Below are 18,635 nucleotides of genomic sequence, written 5' to 3'. Positions count from 1 at the left end.
TCGCCTATATTTTATTGCGTCGATAACTGAAATAACAGAGCAATTACGCCATTCTCACATGAGAAATACAGCGATAAACAGCTCACATTACAGATCTTTGACCGAACTGTAAATGTATACCGAAACACTACCTGATTGATGAAAACAAAATGATGTTAATAGGCAGGGATGGCACGCAGGTCTTTTACAAAAACGAAAAAACGGCTTATATAATAAACAATTTGATTACTTTTGCCGTTTGATTGTATGAATACAAAAAAATAACAACGAATGCAGAAAAATTTAGTTATAGTGGAATCTCCGGCTAAAGCCAAAACAATAGAAAAGTTTTTAGGCAAGGATTACAAAGTAATGTCCAGTTACGGACATATCCGCGACCTGAAGAAAAAAGACTTGGGTATTGATTTAGCTAACAGCTACAGACCTCTATACGAAGTACCGGCAGATAAAGAAAAATTGGTATCCGAACTCCAAGCTGCGGTAAATAAAGCTGACGTTGTATGGTTGGCATCCGATGAAGACCGCGAGGGAGAAGCCATATCTTGGCATTTATACGAAACATTAGGATTGCGTGACAAGCAGTATCACCGAATTGCTTTTCATGAAATAACCAAGAATGCAATATTCCATGCAATAGAAAATCCCCGTCGAATAAACAGAGATTTAGTAAACGCTCAACAAGCACGTCGTGTACTCGATCGTATTGTTGGTTTTGAATTATCGCCTATATTGTGGCGAAAAATCAAACCGGCTCTTTCGGCCGGACGTGTACAATCGGTAGCCGTTCGACTAATTACCGAAAGGGAACGTGAAATCGATGCATTCCAAAGCGAGGCTTCGTACCGCGTACAGGCAACCTTCTCTAAAAAAGAAGCTGATAACACGCCTTATCAAATAAATGCAGAACTAAATAAACGTTTAAAAACAAAAGAAGAAGCTCTTGAGTTTTTAAACAGGCTGAAAGGCATTCAAGATTTTACGATAGATAGTGTTATCACTAAACCCGCAAAAAAATCGCCTGCAGCCCCATTTACCACATCTACACTTCAACAGGAGGCAGCCCGTAAATTAGGCTTTTCTGTTGCGCAAACGATGTCGGTAGCACAAAAATTATACGAATCTGGAAAGATTACCTATATGCGTACCGACTCGGTACACCTTTCGAGTCTGGCTATCAATGCTTCAAAAGCTGAGATTGGAGATGCATATGGTAAAAAGTATATAAAAACCAGACAATTTTCGACCAAAGCTAAAGGTGCACAAGAGGCTCACGAGGCTATACGTCCAACTTATATGAATGCCCACCAAACAACGGGCACTTCGCAAGAGCAAAAATTATACGAACTTATCTGGAAAAGAACAATTGCTTCTCAGATGGCTGATGCCGAACTAGAAAGAACAACTGTTACCATAAATATTTTTGATGACGAAGATTTAAAATTCGTTTCAAGCGGTGAGGTTATCACCTTTGACGGATTTCTTCGCGTGTATCTCGAAAGTACAGATGATGAATCTCTGGATGGAGAAGAAAATACTCTGTTACCTCCAATCAAGAGAAAAGACATATTGGATTTGAAAGAATCGACAGCTACCGAGCGATTTACACAGCGTCCTGCCCGATATTCGGAAGCATCTTTGGTTAGAAAGCTCGAAGAACTGGGTATTGGTCGCCCATCGACTTACGCCCCTACGATATCTACTATTCAGAACAGAGAATATGTTGAAAAAACAAATATAGAAGGTACCGATCGCAATTTTAATGTTTTGCAATTGAAGAAAGGCAAAATTACCGATGCGATTAAAACCGAAAAAACGGGAGCAGATAAAAACAAACTGAAGCCAACCGATACAGGAATGGTTGTGAATGATTATCTGACCGAATTTTTCCCTCGTATCCTCGATTACAACTTTACGGCTGATGTCGAAAAAGAATTTGACTATGTGGCTGTTGGTGCAGAAGTGTGGACTGACCTTATAGATAGATTCTATAAGAAATTTCACCCCGTAGTAGAGGAGGCACTCAACACACACGAAGATCATAAAGTAGGTGAGCGTGTTTTGGGTACAGACCCTAAAACAGGTAAACAAATTTCGGCAAAAATAGGTCGTTTTGGTCCAATGATTCAACTAGGAACTCAGGATGATGAAGAAAAGCCCCGATTTGTATCACTTCGTAAAGGACAGTCATTAGGAACAATTACGATAGAAGAAGCTATTAAACTTTTTGACTTACCTCGTTTTATCGGTGAATACGAAGAGAAGGAATTATTGGCTTCAATCGGTAAATTCGGACCTTATGTTAAGTTCGACGGTAAATTTATATCATTACCAAAAGATGTCGATCCATATACGGTAACGCAGGAGGAAGCTATTGCCATTATCGAAGAAAAAAGAAAACAAGACAGAGAAAAAGTTATCAAAATTTTCGAAGGTAAAGAAGGCAAAGACGGTAAAGACGAAGTTCAGATACTGAATGGTCGTTATGGTCCGTACATTGCGTATAAGGATAAAAACTACAAAATAGCAAAAACAGTAGATGCAGCCGCTCTTACACTAAAAGAGTGTATGGAAATAATTAAAACTACTAAAAGCAAAACCAAAACTAAGGTAGAAAAGAAAGAAAAGAAAAAGACCAAAGTTTCGGAGAAGAAAAAAAAGGTATTGGAAGAAGAAGCGAAAGAGAAAAAAACTAAAGCGGCTAAAAAGTAAGCTTCGTACTTCGGCAATATTACTATTAAATGAACATTGACTATTATCAATTGTTATTATAATACTAGAGATTAAAAATTAAAACATAACTATCACATGAGTGCTGAAGTAGATCCAATTGGTTATGACGAAGATGATGCTGTAAAATTTATACAGAACTTTCTTCCTCAAGAGTTCAAAGGCAAATTTTCAAATGATGAAATAAATTATATCATTGATATTATATACGAGTTTTACGAAGACAAAGGGCTACTTAACGAAAGTTCGTCTGATGATGAAATTATAGATATTGATGAAGACGAATTGACCGAATTTGTTTTAAAAAACACTAAAAAGGATAAGTTAAAGGAGTTCTCAGCAGATGAGATAACCTTTATTATACAGGGAGAGCTTGCATATTGCGAGTCTATCAACCTTTTCGAATAAAAGAATTAAAATAAAATATTTTGATTATGAACAGAAACGTTTTTGGAGCATTAGCTCTTTCTGCAGCATTATTATTATCAAGCTGCGGTGCTAGTAATACAGTTAAAGGAACAGGTGTAGGTGCAGGCGCAGGTGGTGCACTAGGTGCTGGTATTGGAGCTCTTATAGGCGGTGGCAAAGGTGCTGCCTGGGGTGCCGGTATAGGTGCTGTTGTTGGTGGTGGAGCAGGTGCTATCATCGGAAACAAAATGGATCAACAGAAAAAAGAATTAGAATCTATAAACGGAGCTCAGGTAGAGTCTGTTAATGACGGACAAGCAATTAAAGTTACTTTCGAATCGGGTATTTTATTTGCAACTAACTCTAGCTCATTAAACTCTGCATCTCAAAATTCACTTAGCCAATTTGCTGCATCATTGAAAGCTCACCCTGATACAGACATACAAATTACTGGTTATACTGACAATACCGGTTCTGATGCAATAAATAATCCATTATCTGAAAAACGTGCTCAAGCCGTTTACAACTTCCTTTTACAACAAGGTGTTGCCGGAAACCGTATGACTTCGGCAGGTATGGGTTCTTCAAATCCGGTAGCCAGCAATAGTACAGTTGATGGAAGAGCTCAAAACCGTCGTGTGGAAGTATACATCCACCCTAACGAAAAAATGATTAGAGACGCTGAAGCAGGTAAATAATTCGATATTTATCACACAATAATACAAAATCCCTGATGTTAATTACATCAGGGATTTTTTTCGTCTACCAAAATGAGTAAATTTGTAAGATAAGTATTTTTTCAGTCCATGCTGCATAAGACCCAAGCCATAGTACTCAGTACAATTAATTACAACGACAAGTATCTGCTTGCCACCGTATATACGAATGCTTTTGGCCGGGTTACATACATGGTTCCCAAGTCACGAAGCAAATCGACCAAAGTACAGAAGTCTCTTTTCGCCCCCTTGTCGATACTCGATATGGAGACCGAGCATCAGGCATCACGCGATATTCAGCGTATACGAGAGGCTCATATACTATACCCTTTGTATTCAATTTCAGGAAATATGGTTAAAACATCCATTGTATTGTTTTTATCAGAATTCCTAAGCCGAATATTAAGAGATACTGATGAGTACGAGATCATATATAATTATCTGAGCCATTCGATACAGGTATTGGAAGAGAGCGAAAAAGGTCTGGCAAATTATCATCTGGTATTTATGCTGAAGCTGACACGCTTTCTGGGTTTCTATCCTAATCTGGAAGATTATCACCCCAATGATTACTTTGACATGCTGAACGGTATATTTGTAACCCATCAGCCGTTACACAATCACTATGTAAATAAAGTAGACAGCCAAGTTCTATCGCTTTTATCAAGAATAGGATACGAAAATATGCACCTATTTTTATTTTCGAGACAAGATCGTCAGAACATTATAAACCGTATGCTCGAATATTACCGTATTCATTTACATGATTTTCAGCCACTCAAATCACTGGATATTTTACACGAATTATTTTAAACTCATCGAGCTTTTTATAGCTTTGGCTGAGAATGACAATAAGAGACAGATATAACTATAAAAGATACTTGAAGATACTTAAATAAACATCTGATAAAAAAAACAAAAAGATATAAACAAATTACACAATGAATATCAACGAAATAGAATCTTATTATTCTAATATTATCACCAAATATCAAGGAGAATCAGACCAATTAAAGAAAGTAATATTTTGGGTAGGAACCATACGATTGATTATTGCGATAGCTGCCGTAGTTTGTGCATATATTTTATGGGGAGACACTTCAATCGTTATTGCTTCTATTATTATATTTTTCGTTGCATTTCTGGCATTGATGAAATACCATAACCGACTGTTCATAAAAAAGAGTTATTGCGAACAACAAATAACAAATGCTCAAAACGAGTTGAAAGGTATTAATTACGACTTTTCAGCATTCGATGGAGCTCCCGAAAAAACAGATGCTGAACATAGTTTTAGTCTCGATCTCGATTTATTTGGTAAAAGATCCTTCTTTCAGTCTATAAATCGCACCGTTACTTCATTCGGAAAAGATACACTTGCCAATATATTCATACATCCTTTCGAAAATAAGAAAGATATCTTAGACCAACAGCAAGCAGTAAAAGAGCTTAAACAAAAAGGTAAGCTACTGTCTCATTTCAGAGCAATAGGTCAAATGAGCGAAGCCGACAGCCTAAACTCGAAAGATTTTTCGGCATCATTTAAACGTGCTCCCATATTAAAGAACAGTATCTTATGGAAAAGTATGGTTTACATCATGCCCCTCATCCATATCCTATTTGGATTACTTGTATATTTCGATATGATGGCAGGCGGATATTATTCGATAGTATATATCCTCACATTAGGAATAAGCTTCGTTCCCGGCAAAAAAGTGATGCAGATTATGGAAACTTTCAATGAAAAATCGAAAGTATTGGATACATATTCCAAGCTATTCAAAATCATTGAAGATGAAAACGTTCAATCTGATAAGCTGAAGAATATTCAATCTCAATTAAAAGGTGTGGCCAATGCCTCATATGCTATAAATCAACTGAAATCATACCATAATAATCTGACAGTATCATATACATTTCCAGTCTTGATGCTGTTCAATCCCTATCTGCTTTGGAATGTGAAATATGCAATTAAAGTGGAGCAATGGACTGAAAAGTATAAATCGGAAATAGCACAATGGTTCGAAGCTATTGCCCAATTTGATATGCTCGTATCTATGGGGATTTTCGCATTTAACCATCCCGATTATACCTATCCGCAAGTTGCCGATAAATTTATATTCGAAGGCAAAGCTTTGGGACATCCCATGTTGCATAGAGATACTTGTGTACGCAATGATGTCAATATATCCAAGACTCCTTTCTTTTTAGTAATCACAGGAGCCAATATGGCAGGCAAAAGTACCTACCTGCGTACCATCGGTATCAATCATACGATGGCTTGTGCAGGAGTGCCTGTATGTGCCGAATCATTGACTTTTTACCCATGTCGGTTGGTAACTAATCTTCGCACTGCCGATTCTCTGGCTGATAATGAATCTTACTTCTTTGCCGAATTGAAACGTTTGAAGATGATTATAGACCGTTTGCAAGCAGGTGAAGAATTATTTATTATTTTAGATGAAATACTGAAAGGAACCAATTCGGAGGATAAGCAAAAGGGCTCGATGGCTTTGATGAAGCAGCTGATATCGCTCAACGGAAATGGTATCATAGCCACTCACGATCTACTGCTTGGAAACCTGGAACAGGAATATCCTGACAATGTAAAAGATTACCGCTTTGAAGCAGATATAACCAACGATCAATTGACCTTCTCCTATAAAATACGTGAAGGTGTAGCTCAGAACATGAATGCTTGCTTCCTGATGAAAAAAATGGGTATTACCGGACTATAAGGCATAAAACCAAAAATATGAATACGGATACAAAAACACGTTCTTCGAATATCGAACTACTCCGGTTGGTTCTCATGCTTATGATCGTAATGCTGCATGTATTTCGGCTCGAATTGCATAATAATATAAATAACACCGGATTGTACATATCCGAACTATTGTTAACCAGCCTGTTTTTTGTAGGTGTAAACTGTTTTGTTTTTATATCGGGGTATTTCGGCGTGAGATTCAAATCCAAGACTATAATATCATTAGTCATACAAGCATTATTTTATTCTGTTGGTATTTTAATCATTGCCATATTATTGGGCTATAAACCTGAGATTCGTGATTATGTGGAAGCTGTTTTCCCCATATCGAGCAGTCTTACCTATGGAACCTGGTGGTTCCTCACTGCTTATATTGCGTTATTATTTATTGCCCCTCTGCTGAATCATTCAATAGAGTATTTCAACAAAAAACAAATGACTATAATTCTGGCAGGAATGTTATTTCTCAATTGTTTCTCCGGCTTTATATTCAATAATACATATATTTCGGGAGATGGTTATTCGATCTATAACTTTATAACCATTTATGTTCTGGCTCGCTACATCAACAAATATCAAATCCTCATTAAAAAGCCCTTTTTAATATACTTGGCTGCATCATTACTTATTTTCGGTGTAACTTTATTCTTTAATATGGAAATGGGTAAAATGATAGAACCCGGAAACCGATACAATAATCCATTTTTGATTCTTGCCGCCATTGGCTTATTCTTTACTTTTAAGAATCTGAAAATTTCAAGTAATGCGATTAATACATTAGCACCTCTTGCATTTGGTGTATATTTGATTCACAATCATTATTTGATACGCAAGATTTTTTTAGAGGAAGCTATACAAAACCTTACCAATCTATATCGAGAAAATTATATATTATTGATAGGCTTACTAATACTCTTCTCTATTGCAGTCTTTGTGATATGCTTGGGCATAGAAAAAATACGTCAATTAATATGTACTCCTATAGTAAACATCATAGAAAAAAAAATAAGCAAATACGACCTAAACATACGATCATGAAAATAAAATTACTCGCCTGTGCGATGTTTCTGACCTCCGCTTCGGCTTTTTCTCAAACTGTAACGGAAAAAGATTTGCAAGAAATCAGAGGTAGTTTCAAGAAAGACGCTTCTACTACAGCCATTCAAAACATCCTTACCACCCAAAGCAGTATCAAAGATAATGCACTGAATCACGATCTACAATCGCAGTTAGATCACCTATTCAAATACCGTGTAGCGGTAAAGGGTATTACCAATCAGAAAAGCTCGGGGCGTTGCTGGATGTTCACTTCGATGAATGTACTTCGACCTTCGATTATGGCGAAATATAATATTGACAACTTCGATTTTTCACACAACTACTTATATTTCTGGGATATATTCGAAAAAGCAAATTTATATCTCGAAAATATAATTGCAACAGCATCGAATCCGATTGATGACAGAGAGGTTGTTGAATTCTTCAAATCGCCTGTAGGTGATGGTGGTGTTTGGAATTTATACTATAATGCCGCCCTGAAATACGGGGTTGTACCGGATGCCGTTATGCCCGAAACGGCCCATTCGAACAGTACCGGTCAGATGATTTCTCTGATTAATGAGAGACTACGCATGGGGGGATATAATCTCCGAGAACTGGCAGCAAGCGGCAAGAAGGAGAAAGAGTTAAGATCAGAAAAACAAGCTATCCTCAAAGATGTGTATCGCATGCTGGCTTTATGCCTAGGTGAGCCTCCTACACAATTCACATGGAGATATAAAACTAAAACAGGTAAGATTGAAGAAAAACAATATACACCAAAAGAGTTTTATAATGAAATAACTCCTGCTGATTATAGTCCTGAGAATTATATCATGATTATGAATGACCCAACTCGCAAATACTACAAAGTATATGAGATCAAAAATTACAGAAATACCGTTGAAGGCATCAATTGGGTATATCTAAATCTACCGAATGAGGATATAAAGAAAGCAGCCTTAGCTTCCATTAAGAATAATGAGGCAATGTATGCTTCGTGCGATGTAGGCAAACAGCATAACAGAGAGACAGGTATAATGGATCCTGACATGTATGACTACCAATCGTTATTCGGTGTAAAAATCAATATGGATAAAAAGGCACGTATATTGACTCGCCAAAGCGGATCGAGCCACGCCATGCTCCTCATAGGTTGCGATACGGATAATAATGATAATCCGATAAAATGGGAGTTTGAAAATAGCTGGGGAGCAAATGCCGGAAATAACGGATACCTGACTTTTACTGATAATTGGTTTAACGAATATATGTTCCGCTTGGTTATTCATCGTAGATATTTGGATGCAAAAGCAATCGAAAGTTTGAATCAAAAACCCATACAATTACCCATGTGGGATTATATGAATTAAAGTCTCTGACTTTTTAAATAATAAAGCCGATTCATAATGAATCGGCTTTATTTATCTTAATAACAGATCAATCTCTGTACTCATTATCTGGTAAAATGCGTTATTCGCTCGATCTTCTTGGCAAATTCCATCTCTTTGACACTCGTCTTACGAAATAAGAGTGCTGCTATACAAATACCGATAGCCAAAGTAAATAACAATGACATGGTAAGCGTAAGGTTATGTGCCATAGAAATAATAATAGACGGATCTTCATTGGCAACATTCAGATCGGTAATCTTAATTCCTGCTAACATCGTTTTATAAGCATACATTCCGGGAATCATGGTTATACAAGCAGGCATAGTAAATACCACTGGAGGATTGTCAACTCGATGTGCTGCAACTATCCCAATAAAACCAATAGCTACCGAACCCGTCAGCGTCGCCATAATAAGACCGAAATCCATCTGTAAAAGGATAAAACGAAGACAGTGCCCCATTCCGCCCAATAATCCGGCAACAATAAGTACCTTTTTGGGAGTACCAAAGAGAATACCCCAACAAACTCCTACGACACATGCTATTGCAAAATCGCGAATTACGGATAGTAGTATATCTGTATACATAGTTTTTTCGATTATAACTTAAAATTATCAATCCCCATAAGTGTAATACTCAAGGTCATTCCCGCAGCAATGCAAAGCAGAATGAAACCTGCAAACAAAGCCCTGTTTACCGCCGACGAAAGATATCCTTCGATCAGATCAATAACGCTATTGATAAGTGGTACTCCGGGAATAAGATAAAGCACTGCGGTTGCCATAGCCGATTGCGGATTATCTCCAATATTATAAACAGTACCTAACCCTGTAATGGTAGTAGTTATAAAAGCGGCAATACTGATAGAGATCATCTGATTATAACGTAAAGCTGCAATTTTATATCTGAATAGTGAACCGAAAAATGCACCAACCAAAGCCGTTAAGCCATTCAGGACATCGCCCATAGATAAAAAACAGAGCCCTGCACAAGACAATCCTACTGCGATAGATACAATCCACGGATTGTAGTGAGGCATTGCCTTTATCTTATCAAATTCTTTTTCAGTTTCATCAATAGACAGGTTTTCTTCATATACCTTCCATGTTAGATGACTCACTTTGGTTAACACTTCAAAATGAACCACATGCGTTGGCGATTCTTTAAACATGGTTATCGTATCGTCCTCGCGACAATGACTGCGTACTGTTACCAGTAAACCTTTAAATGTAGGCTGAAGATTCACATCAAATCCCCAGGTAAGAGCCATACGCCTGATATTGCTCTCCACACGCCCGCTATGAGCTCCCGATGCCAATAAGAATGTTCCGATATCCAATATCAGATCAGCAAAACGCTTTACCGGAATATTCCCTACTATAGCACAATCGTATTTTGTATCTGGCATATCAAAATATACTTTAAATAAAAGACGGAATTTAATATTGTATTATCTAATCAAGTAACAGAAAGTATTCAATGATATATTTTAAGAATATAACTAACTATCGCTATTTAACTTGCCGAAGCAACAAATAGTTATGCGAACTTAAGTTATATACTCTATTTACAGTTATAAAAGATATCAATAAATCTGATCTCCCTAAAATCATCACAAAGATATTAAAAAGTGGGTTTTCATCCATAAAAAACAATCAAGATTGCTACTTTAATATAACAATCGATAAGCTTATCTGTCAAGTATAGCTCACTCTATAAGTTTAAGACAAAAGAAGCGACAGTAATTTTTTATTACTGCCGCTCTTATTCTTATATCTTTTATTTAAAAAGAAAACTCAAAACTTATTCTAAATCCTGACTTCTCGATATCAGGATTATCCAGATAGTTAATTCGTTTCACATAATCAACTCTAAAGAACTTAAATATGTTCTCAATACCAACACTATATTCCATATAAGGAGTACTTCCCATCGAATACACATTATCGGGAAATACTAAAAGGTCTTTGTTATAAGTGGGATTATTGTCATTGGTCAAATGTCCCCAGAAACCTCTAAAACCGGCAACCTCCCTTAATTTAAGTGATTTGATAACCGGAATACGGTTAAAAAGCCATCCTCCCATACGATAATCAATATCCCAGGTTAATTGCGAGTCATTTAAAAATTCCAAAGGACTAAGCATATAGAATGAACCTCGTTGAATAGTAATCGAACTATTGGCATTAGCCGATAATAATAATGGGAATGGAACCGAACCCCAAATTTTTTCACCTTTCAATGTTAATCCAAGCCTTCCATAAGGAGCAATCCATAACTCTTTATCAAAAGAAAGAGAACTCTTATTGTATTTAAATTGCCCACCCAATACATCTTTGAAACCCATTATATGAGAATAAGTTATAGTATATCCTTTGGAGGGTAAGGCCTGACGCCTGCGTTTTTGTTGAAAGAATTTCTCTCCATGAGCATATCGTATATCTATTCCTGCTTCTGTGGTTTTAAGATTACCCATATCAATCAACAGCCCCTCTTCATTTCGTCTCTGAAACCTCAGTTCTCCAGCAGCTTGTTCATTATGCGTTCTTCCATATATATTATACGAGAAACCTCCATGATATTCGTGGAGATAATCTATCTCAGTCATCCTGTCATAGGTCATATTATTGTATTTTCTAGCCCTGAACGAAAGAAGTATATTATCACGCTCAGCTTGCAAGAATCTTTGCCCTAAGGGATTTACATCATATTTGTGAGCAATCGAGAGGTTATGTCTGGGAAATTCGTCTTTATGATATTTCTTTTGATTAAAAGACCAAGTAGCTTCTCCGTAATATTTCCATTTACCATCCTTTGTTCCATATGCCAAATATCCATACATAAAAAAGTGAGGATGCAAGTTTTTTGTAGTTGAAGCTGTCAGCCTGAAACGGTTTCCTTCAAGATGATTAAAACTATAGAAGGTTAAAGTCGTTCCAAGGTCGACCTTATTTTTCTCCTCGTTACTATTTGTCGGAAGATACTGACTGGTTAAAATATCTATTGTCTTAAGTGTAATATCAACGAGTTTATTAGCTCTGAATTCGTCCATCATCTCTCCCAGACGGTAATCCTTATTTACAATCTTAGGTCGGGAAGAATTCCAGTAACTCTTATCGTGTTTTTTGTAATCGGACAAATATACAATCGGAGAGGATGTACCAAATGCAGCATCAACGGGAAGATTAAACATGAAATTCTCAAAAGTTCTTTCCTTTTCCACATAAAACTTGGCTGCACCATACATTGACAGATCTATAGCCGTAGTAAATCTCAACGGAATCCATAAGTTAGGAGACATCTCTTCAAATTCTTGAGTTATAAGCATATTCTCCACATAATTCACATTAATTTTTGAAGGGACACGAAAAGATACTCGCTTAACGGCATAAGGAGCTTCGGGTTGAACATAAATATTCCCGATAAAACCAACATCGCGTGTATTGAATGGTACAAAACCCAGATTCACATACTTCTTCTGGTCTATCATCACCGTGTCAATAATATACCATTTATAGAAGTTTACGGACGAAGTACTGCTTAGCGGACTTACAAAATCCTGAAAAAGCATATTTATATTATTATCGGTAATATTTACATCTTTGAAAATCTCTTCGATGATAGTTTCCATCGACTCGGTATTCATTTGCTCATCAAGACCTTCTCGCTGATGTGCTACTACTACCCTACGGGTTCCCTGTGGATTCTTTCGATAATAAACATTCGAAAGTGTCTCTCTTATCGAAATCGGTAATATCGGCTTATTATCTATTTTAGAGGTATCGGCATATTTCGAAGCAAACTTAAGCCCTTTTAGTATTCCCTTATCGGCTTTATATTCATTTATGGCAAACATAAGGCGGTCATACTCATCATTCATATAATAATTCTGATTAGTAATCAGATAACTATATTTATTTTCTATTACTTTTTTGATAAGTTCTACTGCGGGATTATCTTTTTTCGAATACTTCTCTTTTTCGGGTCTTATGACTATCTCATTAAGTTGCACACCCTCTGCTCTCAATTTTACATCGATTTTAGTCGTTTGTTGTGGCGGAACAGTTATCTTTCGGGATTCATATCCCATGAGTGAAACAACCACTATACTACTTCCTTTGTTGTTACTTATCGAAAACTTTCCATTTTCATCTGACAATTTTCCGACATCGGTTCCATCAAAGCGTACGGTTGCAAATTCGATAGGTTCGTTAGTTACAGAGTCTCTTACAATTCCCTGCACAGATGTGTTTTGTGAATATATTGCGAGGTTAGAGAACAGCACCAAAAGTACTATCATCATGAAACGGAAAACTCTTAAGTTATATATGATGGATATCCTCATTCGAATCTTTTCATTTTACCTAAACTCCAATCTTTAATAGTGAGAACAGGGGCTTTAAGCCCCTTCCTCTCTTCCTATATAGATTACTTAGAAACAGATCTCCTGTTTTTGGGTTGGTCATAGACCTTTTTATTTGCTGCTCCAGAAATAGATTTTAATTTCGGCAACAACTTCAATGCAATACAATTTAGAAATGTGATTACATCAATTTACGATATCTCACACGTTTTGGCTCAACATTTCCTAGACGAGCTTTCTTATTTTCTTCGTATTCGCTATACGATCCCTCGAAATAGAATACTTCCGAATTCCCTTCAAAAGCAAGAATATGAGTACAAATACGATCTAAGAACCAACGGTCGTGGGAAATAACCACCGCACATCCGGCAAAGTTTTCCAGACCTTCTTCTAAAGCACGTAATGTATTTATATCTATATCATTGGTAGGCTCATCGAGTAACAATACGTTAGCTTCAGCTTTTAAAGTAAGAGCCAGATGCAATCGGTTACGTTCACCACCCGATAATACACCGCAAAGTTTTTCCTGATCTCCACCCGCAAAGTTAAAGCGCGACAGATAAGCTCTTGAGTTTATCTCCTTACCTCCGACTCTGATAAAATCAGAACCGTCTGATACTACCTGATAAACAGTTTTAGCAGGATCTATCGACTCGTGTGCCTGGTCTACATAAGCCGTTTTGACTGTTTCACCCACTTCAAAAGTACCTTTATCAGCGGTTTCCAATCCTTGAATCAAACGGAAAAGAGTTGTTTTACCGGCGCCATTAGGTCCGATAATACCAACTATACCGTTAGGTGGAAGCGAGAAATTCAGATCATCAAACAGTAGTTTATCGCCATAAGCTTTAGATACACCATGAGCTTCTATTACTTTATTTCCGAGACGTGGACCATTAGGGATAAAAATCTCCAATTTTTCTTCCCTGTCTTTTTGATCTTCATTCAAAAGTCTTTCGTAAGAGTTCAAACGAGCTTTACCTTTAGCCTGACGGGCTTTAGGAGCCATCCTAACCCATTCCAACTCATGTTGTAAGGTTTTACGGCGTTTGCTCACTTGCTTTTCTTCTTGCTCCATACGTTTGGTCTTTTGCTCTAACCACGAAGTATAGTTACCCTTCCAAGGAATACCTTCACCACGATCCAATTCAAGAATCCAACCTGCTACGTGATCTAAAAAATAACGGTCGTGAGTAATACAGATAACTGTACCTTTATATTGTTGTAAGTGTTGTTCTAACCAGTCGATAGATTCTGCATCCAAGTGGTTGGTAGGCTCATCAAGCAACAATACATCGGGCTCTTGTAACAACAGACGACAAAGTGCCACACGACGTTTCTCTCCTCCCGAAAGATTCTCGGTCAATTGCTCTTCGGGCGGACAACGTAAAGCATCCATAGCGCGCTCCAGCTTATTATCAAGATTCCATGCATCAGATGCATCTATTTGATCTTGAAGAACAGCCTGACGAGCAAATAAAGCATCCATTTTGTCGGCATCCTCATAATATTCGGGCAAACCAAATTTTTCATTGATAGCCTCATATTCAGCCAAAACATCCATTATGGGTTGAACGCCTTCCTGTACAATCTCTTTTACGGTTTTAGTCGGATCCAACTTTGGATCTTGTTCCAAGTAACCTACACTATATCCTTTGTCAGAAACGATCTCGCCTTGAAATTCTTTTTCAATACCTGCTATAATTTTAAGCAAGCTCGATTTACCTGATCCATTGAGACCGATAATACCAATCTTGGCTCCATAATAAAACGACAGGTAAATGTTTTTCAATACTTGTTTCTGAGGAGGGTAAATTTTATTTACCCCAATCATCGAAAAAATAATTTTTTTATCTTCTACTGACATATATTTTATATTTAATTTCTCAGAACTATTTGCTTTACTTCCTACTTTTTCTTTCTTATTTGCTGTATCATCAAGTTATTACGACTATCGTTATCTAACTCAATAATATTTCGGTTAAAATTTCTTCTACTTATCTTTATCTCACGAGAATTACCCGTTCCTAATTCTAATTGATTCAACTTGTTTAGGTCTTCAAAATCATCCCTAGATACGGTTTGTTCAAACTCAGTCAAAATAAGAGTATCGGGCATTAATTCTTTTATTTGAAAAACTATCGCCGGATCATAGTAATTATTATTACAAAGGATAAAATCTCCCTGTTGAATATTCTCTAACCATGCTTTTTTGGCCTCCTCACCATACGCTTTAGAAAAATTCTCTTTAGCATCTTTTACGACTTTATTATGATCTAAAACCGCATCAATAGTCGCATAAGATACTATTCCTATAAAAAGAGTAAGCAATAGAATAATAAGTCCAAATCTCTTCAAAAAAGAAGGTTTAAATTCTTTTTCCTTACTGGCTGCTAATTGAAGGATATCTGTATTGTGATATTTTTTTGCTATCTTTTTTGAACACCCTTTGCATACAACAACAGCTTTCACGAGCGTCATACTTCCTAATAAAACAGAAGTTTTTGTTTCTACAGTATCCAGCAGCCATTTATCGGAACCACATTTCGGACAAATAAATGAAGCATCTAATTCTACCTGATCCAGTAAACGTCTGTTATAGGTAATAAAAATTACTGACATTCCTTTTTATATAGTTTTTAATTTAATAATCACACCTCTAGTTAGTGGCTGCAAATATAATGAAATATGTCCTATCAAGAGAATTTCCAACATTTTATAGCAATGAATATTCGAATCTGTTAATAAGTTTGAATAAGCAGATACGACTCATTCTGTTTAAAATAAAAATAACCGCCCAATAATTTATTGAACGGTTATTTTTATTTAATCTAGCAATTGGATATTATCTCAATCTCAAAATATCACCTTCAACAGGTACATATTCAAAATCTTTTTTATTCTTTTTATATAGATTTTCGACCTTCATTCCGTATAATTGAGAGATACTATACATAGACTCACCCACTTGCACAACATGCTCATAGTAGGGTTTATCGGCCTTCTTCTTCTTTTTCTGGAAGTAAATCAGATCCCCCTCTTGTAATGGAAAATCTGCCGGCACCTCATTATATTCGCACAGATCTTTGAGTTTGAATCCAAATTCACTTGCTATGGATGCATATGTATCACCACTTTGAGCTATAACATATACCAATCCATTAGTTTTGTAAGGAGTATGTCTTACACCTGTTGATACGGGTGAAACTATTTGAATATCTTCTCTCTCCACATGGCGTTTTCCTCCCCCTTTTTGATCATACTTATATAACTCATAATCTTCAATAAGCTTTATCAACTTATTTGCATAAGCCCTATCGGTAGCATAACCGGCTTGCTGCAAACCTCTAGCCCACCCTTTGTAATCAGTAATATCCAAAGAGAATAATTGGCTATATCGATTTTTCTCACTCAAAAAACGAGAATGATCATCAAAAGAATCTTCTGCCTTCTTATACTTTCTAAAACAATCGTTTGGAGTATCATCGGCAGCAATAACAGACTCTCCTTTCCATCCGTTGTGACACTTTATTCCAAAATGGTTATTCGATCTCACAGTTAATGAGCTTCTGCCCGCACCCGATTCCAATAATCCCTGAGCTAGAGTAATACTAGCCGGAACTCTGTATTTTTTCATATGACTTATCGCTAAGTCTTTATATTTCTCAATATAATCATCATATAGTGTATTCCTCTTTTTATCCGCAGCCATCGTGGTGTACGGAAATAATACTAGTAATATTCCTAAAACCAGTAATTTTAAAATACCTTTTCTTTCAAATATGTATGACATCTCTATTTTTTATATCTTTGATTACTATATAAGGTCTCTGACCTTTTTATTACTTTGGTAAGTAGTAAAGTACAACTGGCATCTACCATTGAACCATGTTGCATTAAATACTTACTGTTACTCAATAAACATTAATAATTGATGGAAAGTTTAGAATTACTTACAAAAGTAAGAGTTTATAGTTTAATAGAATGCTCAAATGAGAAGAAAGATTTAATAGAAAAAGCTAAAAATTCTTCAAATTCAGCATATGCACCCTATTCAGGCTTCCATGTTGGAGCTGCAGTGCTTCTTGAGGATGGCACTATAGTCACTGGTAGCAATCAAGAAAATGCTGCATATCCTTCGGGATTATGCGCCGAACGAACTGCGTTATTCTATGCTAATGCCCATTATCCTGATTTGGCGGTTAAAGCAATAGCCATAGCTGCTAAAACAAAAGGAAACTTCACGAAAGACATTTGTGCTCCATGTGGTTCGTGCAGACAAGTACTTGTTGAAGTAGAAAACAGATACAACACGCCTATTCAAATAATCATGTATGGAGAAAATCATATATATGAGGTAGATTCTATACGCGATCTGTTACCTTTTTGTTTTGGAAAAGATTCTTTGAACGGATAAAAGTAGGATGTAAAAATATTAATTTATAAGTCTTTTTCATGATCACTAACACTGTTTCCCTAAAAGGTTTACAGTTTTACCAATGTACATGCGATTTATTCAACTCAAGAGTTAGTTGTCTGGCTTTTCCATCTGTTACACTATCCAATAGTTTCCAGAACCTCTCACCATGATTCATTTCGATGGTGTGACAAAGCTCGTGAAGTATAACAAAATCAATAAGATATTCGGGTAAGAGATTACAGAAATAAGAGAGATTAATTGATTTTTTGGAAGAACAACTCCCCCATCGTGACCTGCTCTTGTTTATTTTAAGGTCAGTATATGTAAAGTTATATTGCTTTGCCAAAGCTGCTAATTTATTAGGAAACAACCGATTGGCTTCGTATCTCATAGCCTTTTCCACATAATTCTTGATTGTATCCTGTACTTGGCTATCATTAAAATCAATACCTTCGGGACATGCTATATGTAATATTCCATCCTTAAGACTCATGTAATAGTTTTGTACTTTTCGAAGTTCAAGATTTAAAGAAAAGCTGAAAGTTTTAAAAGTAGATTGCGGGAAAAAGGTTATAACGGGTTTCTGAGGTAAAGATTCAAGACGTGGCTTCATCTTATCAAAGACTTCCAATATTTGCTTCATTGAAAATCTGGCAGGTACGGTAAGCTGGATAAAATCCGATTTACGACGGGCAATGACACTTTTTGCACGAACATTTCGAACTATCGAGATTCGCCCCAATTCTTTATCTATAAATTCATCACTCATTCTCTATTAATAAATCGCTATTATTAAAAAAGC

Annotated in this window: 15 protein-coding genes; 8 read left to right on the top strand and 7 right to left on the bottom strand. The window is 36.3% G+C overall.

Features of this window, described 5'->3' with window-relative positions; all coding sequences use genetic code 11:
• Positions 1 to 270 precede the first annotated feature (270 nt).
• The 7 genes from topA (at position 271) to G7050_RS13440 (ending at position 9,029) form a co-directional block, all read left to right on the top strand.
• The gene (gene topA / locus G7050_RS13470; protein ID WP_166116298.1) at positions 271 to 2,709 is read left to right on the top strand and encodes a type I DNA topoisomerase; all 2,439 of its coding nucleotides are present in this window, start codon (positions 271 to 273) and stop codon (positions 2,707 to 2,709) included.
• A 96-nt stretch (positions 2,710 to 2,805) separates the two neighbouring features.
• Positions 2,806 to 3,135 (top strand): hypothetical protein, encoded by a 330-nt coding sequence (locus G7050_RS13465; RefSeq protein ID WP_166116296.1) that lies wholly within the window; start codon positions 2,806 to 2,808, stop codon positions 3,133 to 3,135.
• Between the two features lie 26 nt (positions 3,136 to 3,161).
• Positions 3,162 to 3,833 (top strand): OmpA family protein, encoded by a 672-nt coding sequence (locus tag G7050_RS13460; RefSeq protein WP_166116293.1) that lies wholly within the window; start codon positions 3,162 to 3,164, stop codon positions 3,831 to 3,833.
• A gap of 108 nt (positions 3,834 to 3,941) precedes the next feature.
• Positions 3,942 to 4,664: a DNA repair protein RecO gene (recO, locus tag G7050_RS13455; protein ID WP_166116290.1), complete on the top strand. Its 723-nt coding sequence runs from the start codon at positions 3,942 to 3,944 to the stop codon at positions 4,662 to 4,664.
• A 128-nt stretch (positions 4,665 to 4,792) separates the two neighbouring features.
• Complete coding sequence (locus G7050_RS13450) at positions 4,793 to 6,589, top strand: hypothetical protein (RefSeq protein WP_166116288.1); 1,797 nt, start codon at positions 4,793 to 4,795, stop codon at positions 6,587 to 6,589.
• A gap of 17 nt (positions 6,590 to 6,606) precedes the next feature.
• On the top strand, positions 6,607 to 7,656 hold the full coding sequence (locus G7050_RS13445; RefSeq protein ID WP_166116286.1) for an acyltransferase: 1,050 nt from the start codon (positions 6,607 to 6,609) through the stop codon (positions 7,654 to 7,656).
• Positions 7,653 to 9,029, top strand: coding sequence for an aminopeptidase C (locus G7050_RS13440; RefSeq protein ID WP_166116284.1), 1,377 nt, complete (start codon positions 7,653 to 7,655; stop codon positions 9,027 to 9,029). The genes G7050_RS13445 and G7050_RS13440 overlap by 4 nt, the downstream gene beginning before the upstream one ends.
• Before the next feature lie 83 nt (positions 9,030 to 9,112).
• Here the strand turns inward: G7050_RS13440 and G7050_RS13435 are convergent, their stop codons facing one another.
• The 6 genes from G7050_RS13435 to G7050_RS13410 all read right to left on the bottom strand — a co-directional run bounded on the left by G7050_RS13435 (position 9,113) and on the right by G7050_RS13410 (position 17,206).
• On the bottom strand, positions 9,113 to 9,637 hold the full coding sequence (locus G7050_RS13435; RefSeq protein ID WP_166116282.1) for a threonine/serine exporter family protein: 525 nt from the start codon (positions 9,635 to 9,637) through the stop codon (positions 9,113 to 9,115).
• 11 nt (positions 9,638 to 9,648) lie between these two features.
• Positions 9,649 to 10,458 carry a threonine/serine exporter ThrE family protein gene (locus tag G7050_RS13430; RefSeq protein ID WP_166116280.1) on the bottom strand — a complete coding sequence of 270 codons (810 nt, stop codon included), beginning with the start codon at positions 10,456 to 10,458 and terminating at the stop codon, positions 9,649 to 9,651.
• A gap of 375 nt (positions 10,459 to 10,833) precedes the next feature.
• Complete coding sequence (locus tag G7050_RS13425; protein ID WP_166116278.1) at positions 10,834 to 13,353, bottom strand: DUF5686 and carboxypeptidase-like regulatory domain-containing protein; 2,520 nt, start codon at positions 13,351 to 13,353, stop codon at positions 10,834 to 10,836.
• A gap of 241 nt (positions 13,354 to 13,594) precedes the next feature.
• Positions 13,595 to 15,280, bottom strand: a complete 1,686-nt coding sequence (ettA, locus tag G7050_RS13420) for an energy-dependent translational throttle protein EttA (RefSeq protein ID WP_166116276.1) — start codon at positions 15,278 to 15,280, stop codon at positions 13,595 to 13,597.
• Between the two features lie 41 nt (positions 15,281 to 15,321).
• Entirely contained in the window at positions 15,322 to 16,035 is a 714-nt protein-coding gene (locus G7050_RS13415; protein WP_166116274.1) for a hypothetical protein, read from the bottom strand.
• A gap of 223 nt (positions 16,036 to 16,258) precedes the next feature.
• The gene (locus G7050_RS13410) at positions 16,259 to 17,206 is read right to left on the bottom strand and encodes a glucosaminidase domain-containing protein (RefSeq protein WP_166116271.1); all 948 of its coding nucleotides are present in this window, start codon (positions 17,204 to 17,206) and stop codon (positions 16,259 to 16,261) included.
• Positions 17,207 to 17,347: 141 nt separating this feature from the next.
• On the opposite strand from G7050_RS13410, the gene cdd reads away from it, so the two are divergent.
• On the top strand, positions 17,348 to 17,830 hold the full coding sequence (cdd, locus tag G7050_RS13405; RefSeq protein WP_166116268.1) for a cytidine deaminase: 483 nt from the start codon (positions 17,348 to 17,350) through the stop codon (positions 17,828 to 17,830).
• Between the two features lie 76 nt (positions 17,831 to 17,906).
• Here cdd and G7050_RS13400 read toward each other — a convergent pair whose 3' ends face one another.
• Positions 17,907 to 18,602, bottom strand: coding sequence for a M48 family metallopeptidase (locus G7050_RS13400; RefSeq protein WP_166116266.1), 696 nt, complete (start codon positions 18,600 to 18,602; stop codon positions 17,907 to 17,909).
• Between the last annotated feature and the right edge of the window lie 33 nt (positions 18,603 to 18,635).

The sequence above is a fragment of the Dysgonomonas sp. HDW5A genome (assembly GCF_011299555.1).
In the GTDB taxonomy this organism is placed as follows: domain Bacteria; phylum Bacteroidota; class Bacteroidia; order Bacteroidales; family Dysgonomonadaceae; genus Dysgonomonas_A.
This window is presented reverse-complemented; position numbering and strand designations above follow the sequence as displayed.

What these genes read in the sequence shown, in the direction of transcription:
- G7050_RS13425 (WP_166116278.1), bottom strand. Translation starts at nt 13,353, where the DNA reads ATGATGATAGTACTTTTGGTGCTGTTCTCTAACCTCGCAATATATTCA.
- G7050_RS13410 (WP_166116271.1), bottom strand. Translation starts at nt 17,206, where the DNA reads ATGTCATACATATTTGAAAGAAAAGGTATTTTAAAATTACTGGTTTTA.
- G7050_RS13460 (WP_166116293.1), top strand. Translation starts at nt 3,162, where the DNA reads ATGAACAGAAACGTTTTTGGAGCATTAGCTCTTTCTGCAGCATTATTA.
- G7050_RS13400 (WP_166116266.1), bottom strand. Translation starts at nt 18,602, where the DNA reads ATGAGTGATGAATTTATAGATAAAGAATTGGGGCGAATCTCGATAGTT.
- G7050_RS13465 (WP_166116296.1), top strand. Translation starts at nt 2,806, where the DNA reads ATGAGTGCTGAAGTAGATCCAATTGGTTATGACGAAGATGATGCTGTA.
- ettA (WP_166116276.1), bottom strand. Translation starts at nt 15,280, where the DNA reads ATGTCAGTAGAAGATAAAAAAATTATTTTTTCGATGATTGGGGTAAAT.
- G7050_RS13435 (WP_166116282.1), bottom strand. Translation starts at nt 9,637, where the DNA reads ATGTATACAGATATACTACTATCCGTAATTCGCGATTTTGCAATAGCA.
- topA (WP_166116298.1), top strand. Translation starts at nt 271, where the DNA reads ATGCAGAAAAATTTAGTTATAGTGGAATCTCCGGCTAAAGCCAAAACA.
- cdd (WP_166116268.1), top strand. Translation starts at nt 17,348, where the DNA reads ATGGAAAGTTTAGAATTACTTACAAAAGTAAGAGTTTATAGTTTAATA.
- G7050_RS13440 (WP_166116284.1), top strand. Translation starts at nt 7,653, where the DNA reads ATGAAAATAAAATTACTCGCCTGTGCGATGTTTCTGACCTCCGCTTCG.
- recO (WP_166116290.1), top strand. Translation starts at nt 3,942, where the DNA reads ATGCTGCATAAGACCCAAGCCATAGTACTCAGTACAATTAATTACAAC.
- G7050_RS13415 (WP_166116274.1), bottom strand. Translation starts at nt 16,035, where the DNA reads ATGTCAGTAATTTTTATTACCTATAACAGACGTTTACTGGATCAGGTA.
- G7050_RS13445 (WP_166116286.1), top strand. Translation starts at nt 6,607, where the DNA reads ATGAATACGGATACAAAAACACGTTCTTCGAATATCGAACTACTCCGG.
- G7050_RS13430 (WP_166116280.1), bottom strand. Translation starts at nt 10,458, where the DNA reads ATGCCAGATACAAAATACGATTGTGCTATAGTAGGGAATATTCCGGTA.
- G7050_RS13450 (WP_166116288.1), top strand. Translation starts at nt 4,793, where the DNA reads ATGAATATCAACGAAATAGAATCTTATTATTCTAATATTATCACCAAA.